This window comes from Pseudomonas syringae, from assembly GCF_001698815.1.
GTDB classification, from domain to species: Bacteria; Pseudomonadota; Gammaproteobacteria; order Pseudomonadales; family Pseudomonadaceae; genus Aquipseudomonas; species Aquipseudomonas syringae_A.
This window is the reverse complement of the sequence record NZ_LGSI01000041.1, coordinates 73,097-89,143: the sequence shown is the minus strand read 5'-3', so window position 1 is coordinate 89,143 and position 16,047 is coordinate 73,097. Positions and strand designations below refer to the sequence as shown.

11 protein-coding genes are annotated in these 16,047 nt (G+C 57.3%); 10 read left to right on the top strand and 1 reads right to left on the bottom strand.

What is annotated here, in order from left to right; all coding sequences use genetic code 11:
• Positions 1–15: 15 nt before the first annotated feature.
• Both flgE and AFK24_RS12905 read left to right on the top strand, forming a co-directional pair.
• Positions 16–1,347, top strand: a complete 1,332-nt coding sequence (gene flgE, locus AFK24_RS12910) for a flagellar hook protein FlgE (protein WP_065833606.1) — start codon at positions 16–18, stop codon at positions 1,345–1,347.
• 220 nt (positions 1,348–1,567) lie between these two features.
• Positions 1,568–3,316 carry a flagellar hook-basal body complex protein gene (locus tag AFK24_RS12905; RefSeq protein ID WP_065833605.1) on the top strand — a complete coding sequence of 583 codons (1,749 nt, stop codon included), beginning with the start codon at positions 1,568–1,570 and terminating at the stop codon, positions 3,314–3,316.
• A 26-nt stretch (positions 3,317–3,342) separates the two neighbouring features.
• Here AFK24_RS12905 and AFK24_RS12900 read toward each other — a convergent pair whose 3' ends face one another.
• Entirely contained in the window at positions 3,343–3,534 is a 192-nt protein-coding gene (locus AFK24_RS12900) for a hypothetical protein (protein ID WP_065833604.1), read from the bottom strand.
• Positions 3,535–3,842: 308 nt separating this feature from the next.
• Between AFK24_RS12900 and AFK24_RS12895 the strand changes: the two genes are divergently transcribed.
• The 8 genes from AFK24_RS12895 (at position 3,843) to AFK24_RS12860 (ending at position 15,964) form a co-directional block, all read left to right on the top strand.
• Entirely contained in the window at positions 3,843–4,583 is a 741-nt protein-coding gene (locus AFK24_RS12895; RefSeq protein ID WP_065833603.1) for a flagellar basal body rod protein FlgF, read from the top strand.
• Between the two features lie 46 nt (positions 4,584–4,629).
• A complete protein-coding gene (gene flgG, locus AFK24_RS12890) occupies positions 4,630–5,418 on the top strand; it encodes a flagellar basal-body rod protein FlgG (RefSeq protein ID WP_065833602.1) in 789 nt (262 codons plus the stop codon).
• A gap of 93 nt (positions 5,419–5,511) precedes the next feature.
• The gene (gene flgH / locus AFK24_RS12885; RefSeq protein WP_065833601.1) at positions 5,512–6,225 is read left to right on the top strand and encodes a flagellar basal body L-ring protein FlgH; all 714 of its coding nucleotides are present in this window, start codon (positions 5,512–5,514) and stop codon (positions 6,223–6,225) included.
• Positions 6,226–6,238: 13 nt separating this feature from the next.
• Positions 6,239–7,348, top strand: a complete 1,110-nt coding sequence (locus tag AFK24_RS12880; protein ID WP_065833600.1) for a flagellar basal body P-ring protein FlgI — start codon at positions 6,239–6,241, stop codon at positions 7,346–7,348.
• Positions 7,349–7,358: 10 nt separating this feature from the next.
• Positions 7,359–8,603 (top strand): flagellar assembly peptidoglycan hydrolase FlgJ, encoded by a 1,245-nt coding sequence (gene flgJ / locus AFK24_RS12875; RefSeq protein WP_065833599.1) that lies wholly within the window; start codon positions 7,359–7,361, stop codon positions 8,601–8,603.
• Between the two features lie 10 nt (positions 8,604–8,613).
• Entirely contained in the window at positions 8,614–10,653 is a 2,040-nt protein-coding gene (gene flgK, locus AFK24_RS12870; protein WP_065833598.1) for a flagellar hook-associated protein FlgK, read from the top strand.
• A gap of 13 nt (positions 10,654–10,666) precedes the next feature.
• The gene (locus AFK24_RS12865; RefSeq protein ID WP_065833597.1) at positions 10,667–12,259 is read left to right on the top strand and encodes a flagellar hook-associated protein 3; all 1,593 of its coding nucleotides are present in this window, start codon (positions 10,667–10,669) and stop codon (positions 12,257–12,259) included.
• Positions 12,260–12,367: 108 nt separating this feature from the next.
• Positions 12,368–15,964, top strand: a complete 3,597-nt coding sequence (locus AFK24_RS12860) for a glycosyltransferase (RefSeq protein ID WP_065833596.1) — start codon at positions 12,368–12,370, stop codon at positions 15,962–15,964.
• Positions 15,965–16,047: the final 83 nt, after the last annotated feature.

Below are 16,047 nucleotides of genomic sequence, written 5' to 3'. Positions count from 1 at the left end.
GCGTAGGAGTGTTACATGTCATTCAATATCGGTCTTAGTGGGCTCTATGCGGCAAACAAAAGTCTCGACGTCACCGGCAACAACATTGCCAACGTCGCGACCACGGGCTTCAAGTCTTCCCGTGTGGAGTTTGCCGACCAGTACGCGCAATCCATTCGTGGTACTTCAGGCACCAGCACTGTCGGCAGTGGCGTTACCACCGCCGCAGTGTCTCAGCAGTTCACCCAAGGTACGTTGACCACCGGTACTGCCAATAGTCTCGACCTGGCGATCAATGGCAACGGCTTCTTCATGCTCAGCAACAACGGTGAAAAGCTCTACACTCGTGCCGGAGCTTTCCATACGGATAAAGACGGTTTTGTTGTTAACAGCTCGGGCCAGAACTTGCAGGGTTATAACGTCGACGCCAACGGCAATGTTGTGATCGGTGCGCTCAGCGATCTTAAAATCGACTCGTCCAACCTTGAGCCTAAGTCAACAACTTCGATTACCAACGCGGCGAACCTGAACTCTTCAGCAGTTGCTCCTACCATCACGCCGTTCGATGCGACCGAGACCAGCAGCTACAACGTCAAATACAGCACCCCGATCTATGACACGCAGGGCAACGCCCACACGCTTGATCAATATTTCGTGAAGACCGACACCAATACGTGGTCCATGTACTCTTTGGTTGATGGTCGGAGCATCAGTGATCCGGTGAACAGCACGGCTGCTGATGAGGTGAAGCTGACGTTCGATTCCAGTGGTTCTCTCGTCACCAGCGGCACGGGTGCGCCGGTTGGCTCTGCCAACGTCACAGTCAATACCGACGGCACTTTCCAAATAGAAAACTGGCAGCCTGCCGCGCAGGTGGGTACCGGCACAACCGCGACCTGGGTGCTCAATGGTGCTGACGGTACCGCTGACGGCATCAAGCTCGACATGCTCGCCACTACCCAGACCGCGTCGGCGAGTGGTTTGATCAGCCAGAGTCAAGATGGCTACGCCACGGGCCAGATCAGCGCCATGAACGTAGACGCGACCGGCAACCTGTTCGCCACTTATACCAACGGGCAATCGAAGGTCATCGGTCAGATCTCGCTGACCAACTTCGCCAACGTGCAAGGTCTGGCGCCTGCCGGCGGCACCAACTGGCGCGAAACCTACGCTTCGGGCGTGCCGGTCAGCGGTGTGCCGGAGTCGGGCACGCTGGGTTACCTCACAGGTCAGGCGCTGGAAGATTCCAACGTCGATCTGACCGGCGAGCTGGTTAACCTGATCAAGGCGCAGAGCAACTATCAGGCGAACGCTAAAACCATTTCGACCCAAAGCACCATCATGCAGACCACTATTCAGATGACCTGATAACAGGGTTGGGCTGATGGATAAAGAACCCCTCTTTGGAGGGGTTTTTTTATCGCTGCGAGTTGCAGATATCAATAAAATATAAGCAGTGGTTAATATAGAAATAAGTGTCCAAAGTTGTAGAGCTGTCGCACAATTTATATGGAAATTTCCTACTTGCATTGCTGCGAGAATAAAAACTCCTCAATAAAAGTGCCGCGTTTGCGGTTCGGGAGTTTTCATGTCGTTCAATGTTGCTATCAGTGGTATTCATGCTGCCAATAAAAGGCTTGAGACGGCGGGTAATAATATCGCCAACGTCGGGACGCTCGGTTTCAAGTCATCTCGCGCAGAGTTTGCCGCGCTTTATTCTTCTGCACACTTGAGTAACGGGCGTAGCGCTGTAGGTGACGGCGTGCGCCTGGCCAATGTGTCGCAGAACTTCAATCAAGGCACTTCCATGACCACCCATGGCAGGCCGCTGGATATGCGTATTCAGGGTAACGGTTTCTTCGTGGTCAGTGATGGCGGTGCCCTGGCGTATACCCGCGCCGGGGCTTTCTTGAAGGACGCCGAGGATTTTGTTGTGGACAGCGAAGGCGGGCGCTTGCAAGGCTATGCAGCCAATGAGAAGGGCGAGATTATTGATGGGGTGCGTACCGATCTGAGGATCGATACTTCGGCCATGGCCCCCAGGTTCACGACGCAGATCTCGGACACGATCAACCTGAACGCTTCATCGCAATCATTGGCAGCGCTAGCAAAGTTTGATGCAGGGGATGCGGCGACCTATACCAAAATGACGCAAACAACTATTCAGGATAAAGGAGCCGGTGCTATACCGCCCGCTGATCATCAACTCAGCCAATATTTCGTCAGGACGGACGACGATCAATGGTCAATGTATGTATTGATCGATGGTCGCAATCCGGTTGTTCCTTCCAGTACCAGCGCGCTGCACGTCACTTTAAATAAAGCAGCGGATGGGACAATCAAATATTCCGGCAATACCGAACATATCAGAAAGCTCTCTGATACGGAGTTCACATTGATTGGCTGGAAGCCCGCGCAACAAACAGGTGGTTCATGGAGTGCCAGCCCTGCGCCAAATAATGGCGCTGTATCCCTGTCTTTGGAGGATGGCGCGCTCAGTGCGCTGGACGATAATGATCCGGTAATGGCGCGTCCCGTTCCGGTGTTCGATGCGTCCGATATCAAGACCTACAACAACACCTTCCCCACTGGCATCTTCGACAGCCAGGGCAACAAGCACGAACTCAAGCAGTATTTCATCAAGGACGGCGTGAACAGTTGGCAGATGCAATTGCTGGTCAACGACCGCAATCCCATGGACCCTGGCTCGAAACAGCCCCTGACGGCAAATATCGTGTTCAACACCGACGGATCATTGCGATCGATCACCGGTTCTCCGGGGTTGACGGCCAGCGGCGACGGCAAGCTTCAACTGCAAGGCTGGGTGCCGGCCAAGGTGCGGGATCGAGGGACCAGTCGTGAGGAATGGATGTCCAATGGCGCGGTTGCTGGCGCAGGCGGCATCACCCTCGATATGAGCAGGCTCAGCCAATACAGCGCTGCAACGGCGCGGACTTCGCCACAGGTCGATGGTCACGCCGCAGGCGGATTGATGGGCCTCAACCTCGAACGCGACGGCACTCTGCGGGCCTCGTTCAGTAACGGGCTGACCCGCAATATCGGCCAGGTCATGCTTGCCAGTTTTGCCAACGAACAGGGTTTGCAACCGCAAAGCGATTCGCGCTGGACTGCAACCAATGCATCCGGGATCGCCAATTACGGCACGGCCGGGGTGGGTACGCTGGGCAATATCATCGGCGGGGCGCTGGAGGGTTCAAACGTCGAACTCAGCGACGAACTGATCGAGTTGATTCAGGCGCAGACGGCGTATCAGGCGAACTCCAAGGCGATCTCGACGGAGGTCACGTTGCTGCAAACCTTGATTCAATCCACTTGATGAATGTGCGATGAGCCCTGCCGCAATCAGATCGAGCAATCCGATTTGATGAATGCGCCGTGCAAGCGAGTCCAGCCCTTTCCGGGGCTGGTTTGCGCGCAGACCACGCGGTCCGCACCTTGCCATTTGTAATAGCGGGCGGTCTGAGCCTGGACGCTCATTGGGCCCAGCACCAGCAGCGTTGCGATGATCAGAGTGAAACCAATGCGGCTGTTCATGAGGTACCTGCTGCGCTGAAGAGTGCGCTGCGATCAAGCCTATCACTGCGCGGGTGTATGCGAGGAAATTTCATGGCTGCGATGTCGGCGGTTCAACGAAGTTTTTTTGGCGGCGCCTCCGGTGGTTTTGGCCAAATGCGGCAGTCTGCCGCCGCGTCGGCAGAGCGAATTTCGCCGGGGGTAGCGCCTGCGCCCGATATTGCTGGCGAATCAGTGCTTTGTACCCGGCCTGACAAGTTGGTTCGATAATTGCTTTGTCCCTATCAGAACAGCTACAGGCGGCAAGCGTCTGTCAGAGGAGGAAGACTGTGGACAAGTTGCTTTACGTCGCAATGAGTGGCGCATCCGAAAACGCCATTGCGCAAAAGGCTCATGCCAACAACCTGGCAAACGTCTCTACCAACGGTTTCCAGCGTGACCTTGAGCAGGCGCGTTCGATGCCGGTGTTTGGTGAGGTTCAGCCGTCGCGTGCCTACGCCATGAGCGAGCGTCCCGGGACTGACTTCAGTGGCGGCGCAATGATCGACACTGGCCGCGACCTCGACGTTGCCGTCAAGGGCGATGGCTGGATTGCCGTACAGACACCTGACGGTGGCGAGGCTTACACCCGCACTTCCAGCATGAACATCGATGCCCTCGGCGTGTTGCGTGATGGCAGCGGTTTGCCGGTTATGGGCAACGGCGGTCCTATTGCCGTGCCGCCTCAGCAGCAGATCGAGATCGGCGCCGACGGCACGATCAGCGTTCGCTCCCTGGGTGAAACGCCGACAGTGATGGCGCAGATCGACCGCATCAAGCTGGTCCGGCCAGACATCAAGAACATGGAAAAAGGCCCTGACGGCCTGATGCACACCAAGAGCGGGGCTGCCGCTCCGGCAGATGCCACCGTTCAGGTCGAGTCAGGTTTCCTGCAGGCGAGCAACGTCAACGCCGTTGAAGAGATGACTTCGGTGCTGACCTTGTCCCGTCAGTTTGAACTGCACGTCAAGATGATGAAGACCGCCGAGACCAACGACGAGTCCATGGCTCGCGTCTTGCAGATGGTCTAACCATTGACAGCTTGCGTCGATAATCCGACGCACGAGGAGAGAAACAATGCTTCCTGCACTATATGTCGCCAAAACCGGTCTGGCCGCCCAGGACACTAACCTGACGACCATCTCCAACAACCTGGCCAACGTGTCGACCACCGGTTTCAAAAGTGATCGCGCCGAGTTTCAGGACCTGCTTTATCAGATCAAACGCCAGCCAGGCGCTCAGTCGACCCAGGACAGCGAATTGCCGTCCGGTCTGCAATTGGGTACCGGTGTGCGGATCGTTGGCACCCAGAAGAACTTCACTGCTGGCAGCCTGCAAACCACCAATAACCCGCTCGACCTGGCTGTAAACGGTCGTGGGTTTTTCCAGGTCATGCAGCCTGATGGCACCATCGCCTACAGCCGCGACGGGACCTTTCACCTGGACTCCACCGGCCAGATCGTGACCTCCAACGGCTACGCCCTCGAGCCTGCGATTGTCGTGCCGCAGAACGCTCAGACCTTCACGGTCGGGCAGGACGGTACGGTGTCGATCACACTTGCGGGCGCCGTTGCTACGCCCCAGGTTATCGGCAACATCCAGACATCTGACTTCATCAACCCGGCCGGTCTCCAGGCGCAGGGCGGCAACCTGTTCCTGGAAACGGCTTCCAGCGGCGCACCGCAAGTCGGTACGCCTGGCCTGAACGGTCTGGGCCCGGTTCTGCAGAACACCCTGGAAAACTCCAACGTCAGCACGGTTGAGGAGCTGGTCAACATGATCACCACCCAACGCGCCTACGAGATGAACTCCAAGGTGATCTCGACTGCTGACCAGATGCTGCAGAACATCACGCAAAACCTGTAAGGCCTTGATGGATCTGTCCGGCCTGCTGCACCACCTGCTCAATCCGATAGGGCGCCTGATTAAGCGTCTGCTACACCGCGAGGTTTAAGTGTCATGAAACGGCTTCCTGTTCTGCGGCTTTCTCTGTTAGTCGTTCCATTCTGTGGAATCGCGCTACTGACGGGTTGCGTTGCCCCGGCTGCCAAGCCTAATGACCCTTATTACGCGCCGGTGTTGCCGCGCACGCCGTTGCCTGCTGCGGCGAACAACGGTTCGATCTATCAAGCGGGTTTCGAGCAGAACATGTATGGCGACCGCAAGGCTTACAGGGTGGGTGACATCATCACCATCACCTTGTCCGAGCGGATGGCGGCGAGCAAGGCGGCCAGTTCCGGGATCACTAAGGACAGCAGTAACAGCATTGGCCTGACCTCGTTGTTCGGTGCCGGTCTGAGCACCAACAACCCGCTGGGCAGCGGCGATCTGAGCCTGAATGCGGGTTATACCGGCAACCGTACCACCAAAGGTGACGGGAAAGCTGCGCAGAGCAATAGCCTGACCGGTTCGGTCACCGTGACTGTCGCCGATGTGATGCCCAACGGCATCCTGGCGGTACGTGGTGAGAAGTGGATGACCCTGAACACCGGCGACGAACTGGTGCGCATTGCAGGCCTGATCCGCGCCGACGATATCGCCACCGACAACACCGTTTCCTCCACTCGTGTGGCAGATGCGCGCATTACGTATTCAGGTACCGGTTCGTTCGCCGATTCCAGTCAGCCGGGGTGGTTCGATCGGTTCTTCCTCAGCCCGTTGTTCCCTTTCTGATAGCGGGATAGACATGATCAAGCTCAAGCAACTGATAGCGGTCGCACTGCTGTTGTCCGCCACATTCGGTGTACACGCCGAACGTTTGAAGGACATCGCCAGTATTTCCGGCGTGCGGACCAACCAATTGATCGGCTACGGTCTGGTAGTCGGCCTCAACGGTACCGGTGACCAGACCACACAGACGCCGTTCACGCTGCAGACCTTCAACAACATGCTGGCGCAGTTCGGCATCAAGGTGCCGACCGGTTCCGGTACGGTGCAGTTGAAGAACGTTGCCGCCGTGGCGGTGTATGCCGATCTGCCGCCGTTCGCCAAGCCGGGTCAGATGGTCGACATCACCGTCTCGTCCATCGGTAACTCGAAAAGCCTGCGCGGCGGCGCGTTGCTGATGACGCCCATGAAAGGTGTCGACGGCAACGTCTACGCCATTGCCCAGGGCAACCTGGTGGTGGGCGGCTTCGACGCCGAGGGTCGTGACGGCTCGAAGATTACTGTCAACGTTCCGTCGTCCGGGCGAATTCCGGGTGGTGCATCGGTAGAACGTGCCGTGCCAAGCGGTTTCAATCAGGGCAATACCCTGACCCTGAACCTGAACCGTTCCGACTTCACCACCGCCAAGCGCGTGGTCGACAAGATCAACGATCTGCTCGGGCCGGGTGTTGCCCAGGCATTGGACGGCGGTTCGGTGCGGGTGACTGCGCCGCTCGATCCGAGCCAGCGCGTGGATTACCTGTCGGTGCTGGAAAACCTTGAAATCGATCCGGGTCAGACCTCCGCCAAAGTCATCATCAATTCCCGGACCGGCACCATCGTCATCGGCCAGAACGTCAAAGTATCGCCCGCCGCCGTGACCCACGGCAGCCTGACCGTGACCATCACCGAAGACCCGATTGTCAGCCAGCCGGGCGCTTTGTCCGGTGGTCAGACCGTGGTCGTGCCGCGCTCGAAGATCAACGCGCAACAAGAGCTGCACCCGATGTTCAAGTTCGGCCCTGGCACCACGCTGGATGAAATCGTTCGCGCGGTTAACCAGGTGGGCGCTGCGCCCGGCGACTTGATGGCCATTCTCGAAGCATTGAAGCAGGCCGGCGCGTTGCAAGCCGACCTGATCGTGATCTGAGGAACTGCGCATGGATATGCCTAAGAGTCCGATTTCCTCGGCCAGCGATTCAGGGGCCTACACCGACCTCAATCGTCTGAATTCGATGAAAAACGGTGACAAGAACAGCGAGGGCAACCTGAAAAAGGTGGCTCAGGAGTTCGAATCGCTGTTCGTCAGTCAGATGCTCAAGGCCATGCGTTCAGCCAACGAAGTGTTGGCCAAAGACAACCCGATGAACACCGCGGCAACGCGTCAGTACCAGGACATGTACGACCAGCAACTGGCGGTTTCCATGTCCACCAAAGGCGGCGGTATTGGCCTGCAGGACGTGTTGATGCGGCAGCTGTCGAAGAACAAGAGCGTGCCGCCAGTGACTGCGGACACCGCGACGGCTGATGGTGCGGTCGCGCCTGTCAAGACCGCATTGGCCACCAGCGTTTATCAGCGTCCGCTATGGGCCACGCGTTCGGCTGCGGCGGATCAGGCGGCAGCTGCAGCGGCGGCCACCGGCGAAGGGCGCAACGACATGGCGATGCTCAATGCGCGTCGTCTGTCGCTGCCGACCAAACTGACGGATCGGCTGTTGGCCGGCATTGTTCCGAACACTGCCAATGCCTTGTCGCCCACCGCGCGCACGGCTGCCAATGTCGCTGGCAGCAGTGTTGTCGGCAAAGGCAATGGCGACTGGACGCTGGACCCCAATTTCGCACCGGCAACGCCCAGTTATGTGCGCAGCATGGCGCAGCCACCACTGGCTCCGGCCAAGCGGGCGTTTAGCAACGCCGATCAGTTTGTGGCAACCATGTTGCCACTGGCCAAGGAGGCCGCAGCCCGTATCGGCATCGATCCAACGGTGCTGGTTGCCCAGGCGGCGCTGGAAACCGGTTGGGGCAAATCCATCATGCGTCAGCAAGATGGCAGCAGCAGTCACAACCTGTTTGGCATCAAGGCGCAAGGCAGCTGGAAAGGCCCGGAAGCACGGGCAATCACCAGCGAGTTCCGTGACGGAAAGATGGTCAAGGAAACCGCGGACTTCCGTTCCTATTCGTCCTACGCCGACAGTTTTCACGACCTGGTCAGCCTGTTGCAGAACAACGATCGCTATAAAGAAGTCGTGAATTCGGCCGATAACCCGGAACAGTTTGTCAAAGAGTTGCAGAAGGCTGGATATGCCACTGACCCGGACTACGCCAGCAAGATTTCGCAAATCGCCAAGCAGATGAAGAGTTACCAGACTTACGCAGCCGCAACGGGCTCTTCCACTACTTTATAAGGTTTGAACCATGTCACTGATTTCAATTGGGCTCTCAGGGCTGACCGCAAGCAGTGCCGCGATGAACACCATCGGTAATAACACGGCAAACGTGGATACCGCCGGTTACTCGCGACAGCAGGTCATGACCACCGCTTCGGCGCAGCAGAATCTGGGCGCCGGTTATATCGGCTCCGGTACGACGCTGTCCGACGTGCGCCGGATCTATAACAGCTATCTCGATACCCAATTGCAAACCAGTACAGCACTGGGCGCCGATGCGACCGCTTATTCGGCTCAGGCGAGCAAGACCGATACGCTGCTGTCCGACACTGCGACTGGCATTTCACCAGCCCTTGCGTCGTTTTTTACCAATCTGCAAGGGGTCTCGACCTCGGCAACCGACACGACTGCGCGTTCGTTGTTTCTGCAGCAAGCGTCAGCGCTCAGCGCGCGATTCAACTCCATCGCGGCGCAGCTGAACACCCAGAGTTCAACCATCAATACCCAACTGGCGACGCTGGCCGATCAGGTCAACAACCTGTCGTCTTCGATTGCCAAGCTCAATCAGCAAATCACCTCCAGTGCTGCGACCGGCGCCACGCCGAACAGCCTGCTTGATGCGCGCAGTGAATCCGTCCGCCAGCTCAACGAACTGGTCGGCGCCAAGGTGGTTGAAAACAACGGCAATTATGACGTCTACATCGGTACTGGTCAGGCGTTGGTAAACGGTAGCACCGCCAATGCGATGACTGCCGTTCCAAGCGCCGCCGATCCAGCACAGTACAGCATCAAAATAGCCTCGGGTTCCACGACCACGGATGTGACCTCGGTGCTCGCCGGCGGTAGCATCGGCGGCCTATTGCGCTACCGTACTGAAGTCATGACGCCTGCCATCAACGAGCTGGGCCGCGTGGCGCTGGTGCTGTCTGATCAGGTCAACAGCCAGCTGAATCAGGGTGTCGACAGTAATGGTAAGTTCGGCAGTAACTTGTTCAACAGCATCAATGATGCAAGCCAGATATCTCAACGCAGCATTGGCAAGACTGGCAACAGCGCAGGCTCCGGCAATCTGGATGTCACGATTACCGATACGAGCAAGCTGACCGCCAGCGACTATTCGGTAACGTTCACCGACGACAAAAACTTTACTGTTCGCCGTCTGCCCGACGGCACTAGCCTCGGTGCTGGCAACCTGGACGATGATCCGGCCACCGAGTTTGAGGGGTTCACGGTAAGCCTCAATGGCAACCCGGTTGCCGCGGGTGACACGTTCACCCTGACCCCAACGCGCAATGCCGCTGCAGCCTTATCGACGGTTATCAGCGATCCCAAGGATTTAGCAGCCGCTGCGCCGCTGACCGCAACGGAAGGAGCCAGTAACTCGGGTTCAGGCGGGTTCACGCAGCCGACGCTGACCACCGTTGCTGACATATACGACACAGCCGGCACGACTGATCTGCGTAATGGCATTACAGACAGCGCACCACTGAAGTTGTTGTTCGGAGCGGTGGTCGATGGCTCGCAAAGCTATCAGTTGCTCGATGCACAGGGCAATGCGGTGCTGGACAAGACCGGCACCGCTGTAACCGGAACCATCGTACCGGGGCAGAGTAACTTGCTGAGCCTGAAGGTGGGCTATGAAGACTCCACAGGCGCCGCGCAGGAGTATTCGTTTGAAATGACGATCTCTGGTGCGCCCGCCAACAAGGATACCTTCAACATTGCGTTGACAGGTGCAGGTTCGGCGGACAACCGCAATGCCATCAAGACCCTGGACCTGCAGACCAAGGAAACAGTGGGCGTGAGTGGGGAGACAGGCCTCAGCCTGTCCGGTGCCTACGGTGCCCTGGTTTCTGAGGTCGGTATTTACGCTGCGCAAGGTAAAACGGACGTTACTTCTACGGGGGCTCTGGTGACCCAGTCCAAAAGCGCTCGTGACGCAGTCTCAGGTGTGTCTCTCGATGAAGAAGCCGCCAACCTGGTCAAATATCAGCAGTACTACACCGCTTCGTCGCAGATCATCAAGGCTGCGCAAGCCATTTTCAGCACGCTGATCAACAGTCTTTAAGGAGTCGTAATTCATGCGTATTTCAACTGCCCAGTTTTACGAAACCAGCTCCGCAAACTACACCCGGACCTATGCCAACGTCATTAAGACTGGCGAAGAAGTGGCCAGTCAAATCAAGCTTAATTCCGCTGCCGATGATCCCGTTGGTGCCGCACGTGTGCTGCAACTGGCCCAGCAAAACGCAATGCTGACCCAGTACAAGTCCAACATTAGTACGGTCGACACCAGTGTTGCGAAGTCTGAAACTGCGCTGGACAGCATCGGCGACGCTTTGCAGAGGGTTTCGGAATTGCTGGTTTCGGCCGGTAACGGGACCTACACCGACAAGGACCGCCAAGCCTCGGCCGATGAACTCGAAGAGTTGCAGAAGCAGATTCTGAGTCTGATGAACAGCAAGGGTGCTGATGGCCAATATCTGTTTTCCGGATCCAAGAGCGGTACACCGCCGTACTCGCAGAATTCTGACGGCAGCTACTCTTACAACGGTGATCAGACACTGATCAAACTCGCCATTGGTGATGGCCTGAGCATTGCCAGCAACACCACCGGCTGGGATGCATTTGAAACCGCAGTGAATACCACGCGTACCTCCGCCACCCTGACATCACCGGCTACAGATGACGGCAAGATCAGTCTGTCGGGAGGTGTCGTCACTACAGCATCCAAGTACAACTCTGAATACGTCAGTGGTCAGCCTTACAAGCTGACGTTCGTGAGCAGTACCGAGTACAAAATCACCGATGCCAATGACGTTGATGTCACTGCCGATGCCGGTAGTTCAGGAGTCTTCTCCTCGGCCGATGCCTCCACCCAAACGATCAGCTTTCGCGGTGTTGACCTGTCATTGAACGTCAACCTGACGACTGCCGAGCGTGCGACGACTGCTGCTGCCGATGCGGCATTGGCCGGTCGTGAGTTCGCCCTGACCACCACGCCGGATAAAATCAGCACCACGCGCAGCCCAGGCAATGCATCGGCGGCGGTGATCACCGCTGCAGCGGTCGGCACGTCGGCGCAGGATCTGGCGGACTACAACAATAGCTTCCCGGCTGGCGGGGCGATCATCAAGTTCACCAGCGACACCGAATACGATCTGTACGCATCGCCGCTAACCAGCACGTCTACCAAGATTTCCAGCGGTACTATTGGTACACCGGCGACGAGTTCCTCGGGGATCAGTTTTACCGTCAGTGGTACGCCAGTCGTGGGCGATACGTTTGTGGTCAATGGCGGCACTCAACAGACCCAGAACGTGCTCAACACGTTGAACTCAGCGATCACCGCCCTCACCACGCCGGCCGATGGCGACCCGGTTGCTACCCAGAAATTGCAGGCAGCCCTGGATTCTGCGCTGGGCAACATCAAAAGTGGCGACGAAAGGGTTTCCAACGCCATTTCCGAAGGGGGCGCCAGAAAGGCCGCGACCGAATCTCAAGGCACTACCAACGACCTGCTGCAGGGCAATAACACGGTCGAGCAGGGCAAAATTGTCGATTCCGATCCGGTAGATGCTATTGGCCGTCTGACCATGCAGCAAACCATGCTCACCGCTTCGCAGCTAGTCTTCACTCGGGTTTCGCAATTGAATCTGTTCAGCAAGCTTTAATCGACTGGCCGCAAGGACGCGCGCATGTCGAGCCCCAGTTGTCTTTCTACCAGCGGTTAATGGGCGTTGTCTTGTAGCGACAGTGCCCGCTGCTTGCGAGTACGCCTTGTGAATTCAGTTCCCCTCGTCAGTATTGTCATCCCCGCTTTTAATCCGCGTTTTTTTGGCGCCGCCCTTGCCAGTGCCATCAGCCAGACTTATTCGAATCTTGAAATCATTGTCTGCGACGACAGCCATGACGACCAGATCAAGGCAATTTTCGATGCTTACCGCGACAGCACCCGCTGCGACCTGCGTTATGTGCGTAATGCCGGGCACTTGGGGTTGGTCGGTAATCTCCTGGCTTGCGTGGAGGAGGCACAGGGAGATTTCATCAAGTTCCTGTGTGACGACGATCAGTTGTTTCCAGCCTGCATTGCCACTCAGCTCAACGGCTTCGTGGGGCAAGATGATGTGAGGCTGGTACTTGCCCAACGTCTGTTTTGGGATGCCGACAACCTTCAATTGCCCTCCCGCCTGGAAAACAGTGCGTTGGCACCCACCAGTGCGGTTTTCAAAGGGGATGATTTGCTGGCGATCCTCGAGAGCTTCCCCGCCAATTTTCTGGGAGGTTTCAGTAACGCGCTTTTTCGGCGCGCCGACGTCGCCGAGTTGTTGCCGGCATTGACTCAGCCGGGGCACTGCTTCGTAGCTACGCTCGATTTTGCGCTGTACGTCTGCTTGTTTCGGCGCGGCAACCTGACCGTGTTCAATGACATTCTCAGTGTCGAGCGTCTCTATGCCGGACGGTTGAGTGAGCAGCAACCGATGCTTGATGCCAAGCAAGAGGAGCGCCAATGGCTGCGTCAGATGCTTGAGGCGCGTAGTGGCGAAGCAGCGCCCGCTTCCGGCTGGGTTCGTTATCTGCCCTGGTCTCGTGCCACTGAGTCGCCACGTTGTTGGGAAGAGCTGGCGGTGGGGCGAATACTGGGGACCAAACAAGCGACATTGGCCCGCAAAGTCGGTGTCGATAGTCATAGTTTTGCCGAGCTCTATCGGCAATGGCTGGCGTGTCGTACGTTATCGGCTGACCAGCAAAAACGGCTGCCCGATGATCTGGAAAGCTGGCCGGTACGAACGAAGGTTGTCCCCGTTGTAATTGATGACCTGATGGATCGCGTCGGTGTGCAGGCAACACTTGACAGCCTTGCCGAGCAGGTCTACGCACCTGAAATGATTATCTTGCTCTGCGCCGATTGCACTGAGTGCGTGCTGGATGAGCGGGTATTACGTCTGCCGCTTCAGAAAAACTGGCAGCAACAGCTTACTGAAGTTCTGGCGCAGATAGAGGTCTGTGACTGGTTCTACGTGCTGCATGCTGGCGACAAGTTGCGCGACACGGCGTTGCTGATCTTGGCTGAACGGATTGCCGCGTTTCCCGAAGCACTGTGCTTTTACAGCGACGAAGGCGGGATGCGTGACGGTGAGTCCATAGACCCGGCCTTCAAGCCTGATTTCAACCTGGACCTGCTACGCAGTTACCCCTATGTCGGACGTGCGTTGGCTTTCGAGCGCCGTCAGTTCCTGCAGACCGGGGGTTTTGATGCCACTTTTGGTGAGTTGGCCCCCCTTGATCTGCTCTGGCGACTGGTTGAGAGCCAGGGTACTCAGGTTATTGAACACATTGACGAGATTCTCGTTGAATCGGCGCTAACCCTTGCCAAATGGCTGGCCACGCCGGAGGTTATCGAGCAGAACCCGGCAGTGCTTGGGGCGCATCTGCAGCGTATGGGCCTCGCCCATGAAATTCGGCAGGGTAGTTTCGAGTTGATCAATCGGGTGGATTACGAGCATTCAATCCGTCCGTTGGTATCAATCATCATTTCCTTCCATGACCAACTTGCCGCAGTGCAGCGCTGTGTCGAAAGCTTGCTGGAGAAAACCAGCTACAGCGAGTACGAACTGTTACTGGTAGACAATGGCAGCGAGCGGTCCGACACCCTGACCTGGCTACGCGGCATGGCACAGTTGGGCAGCGACAGGCTACGGGTGCTGACATTTGCTGAGCAAGGCAATACGGCTGCACTGTTTAACTTCGCCGCAGGCCAAGCAAATGGCGACTACTTGTTGATGCTCAATCCCCTTGCAGTGGTCACTGACCAGGACTGGCTGGACGAGATGCTCAATCATGGGCAGCGCCCGGAAGTTGCAGTGGTGGGGGCGAAGTTGTTCAGCCCGAATGGTTACATCCTGCATGCGGGCATGGTGCTGGGGCTGCGCGGCACAGCGGGCACGCCGTTTTATGGCGATGCCATGCACGCTTCAGGTTATATGCATCGTTTGCAGGTAGTTCAGAACTTCAGCGCTGTCGGCTCCGATTGCCTCATGGTGCGCAAGCAAGTATTCGATGACCTGGGCGGTCTGGACGAACAAAGTTACCACACCAGTCTGAGCGCGATTGATCTGTGTTTACGCACTCGCCAACTCGGTTATCTGGTGGTTTGGACGCCCTATGCGCTTCTGGCCCTGGGCAGCCAGCCAGTCGAGCCTGCTGACGCCGAGTTCCAGGCGAAGACAGCCAGGGAGCAGGAGGTTTATTTCAAACGCTGGCTCCCAATCATCGCCAGGGACCCGGCCTACAACGCCAACCTTTCTCTCAGTAAAGTAAGTGGGGCCAGTTTCACCCTTGAACCAGGACTCAATACCGGCTGGAGCCCGTTTCTGCGCCGGCAGCTACCGATGATCGCTGCATTGCCTGTCAATACGTCGGCCGTGGGGCATTATCGGGTGACTCAGCCTTTAATCGAGCTGGAAGCGGCAGGACGCGCGGTGGGCCGTATTTTTTATGATATGCCTTCCATTATCGAGTTTGAGCGTCAGGCACCTGACGTAGTGATTCTGCAATGCCGCTATGCCGCAGCGTCTATTGACGAAATGATTCCGCTCAAGACTTATTCACAGGCGCGGCGCATTTACGAACTCGACGACTATGTCATCAGTGCGCCGAAGAAAAATGCGCATACGCGCAATAAGCCAGCCAGTGATGAAATGGAGCGCATGGTGCGGCGCGGTATCAGTATGTGCGATCGGGTAGTGGTTTCGACGCAGCCGCTGGCCGACGCTCTTTCGAGCATGCACCATGATATCCGCGTGGTCCCCAACATGCTGGCGCCTCATCTCTGGAAAGGCGTGACCAGCCAGCGGCGAGTCTCTACCAAGCCACGAATCGGCTGGGGCGGTGGCACCAGTCACCATGGCGATCTGGCGATCATCGCCGAGGTCGTAAAGGAGTTGGCCGATGAAGTCGATTGGGTGTTTTTTGGTATGTGTCCTGAGGACTTGCGGCCTTACCTGCATGAGTTTCATGGAATAACCGGTCTGGACGCCTATCCGGCCAAACTCGCCAGCCTGAACCTGGACCTCGCCCTGGCGCCGCTGGAGTTTCACATCTTCAACGAATGTAAAAGCAATCTGCGTCTGCTGGAGTACGGCGCTTGCGGCTACCCTGTGATCTGTACCGACACCGCCGCTTACCGCGGGTACCTGCCTTGTACGCGAGTAGTGGGCAACAGCACTCAAGAGTGGCTCGCCGCGATCCGTATGCATCTGGCCGATCCCGAGGCCAGCTATAAGATGGGCGACCAACTACGCGAAATGGTGCTGCGCGATTACATGCTCAGCGGCAACAACCTCAGCGCCTGGGAACATGGCTGGCTGGCCAATTGATGCTTATCGCTGACTGATCACCACGCCGGCCCGGGCGATCCGAGCTGGCGCGTTTCCTGCAAGTCCCCTCTCAATCGCCATAA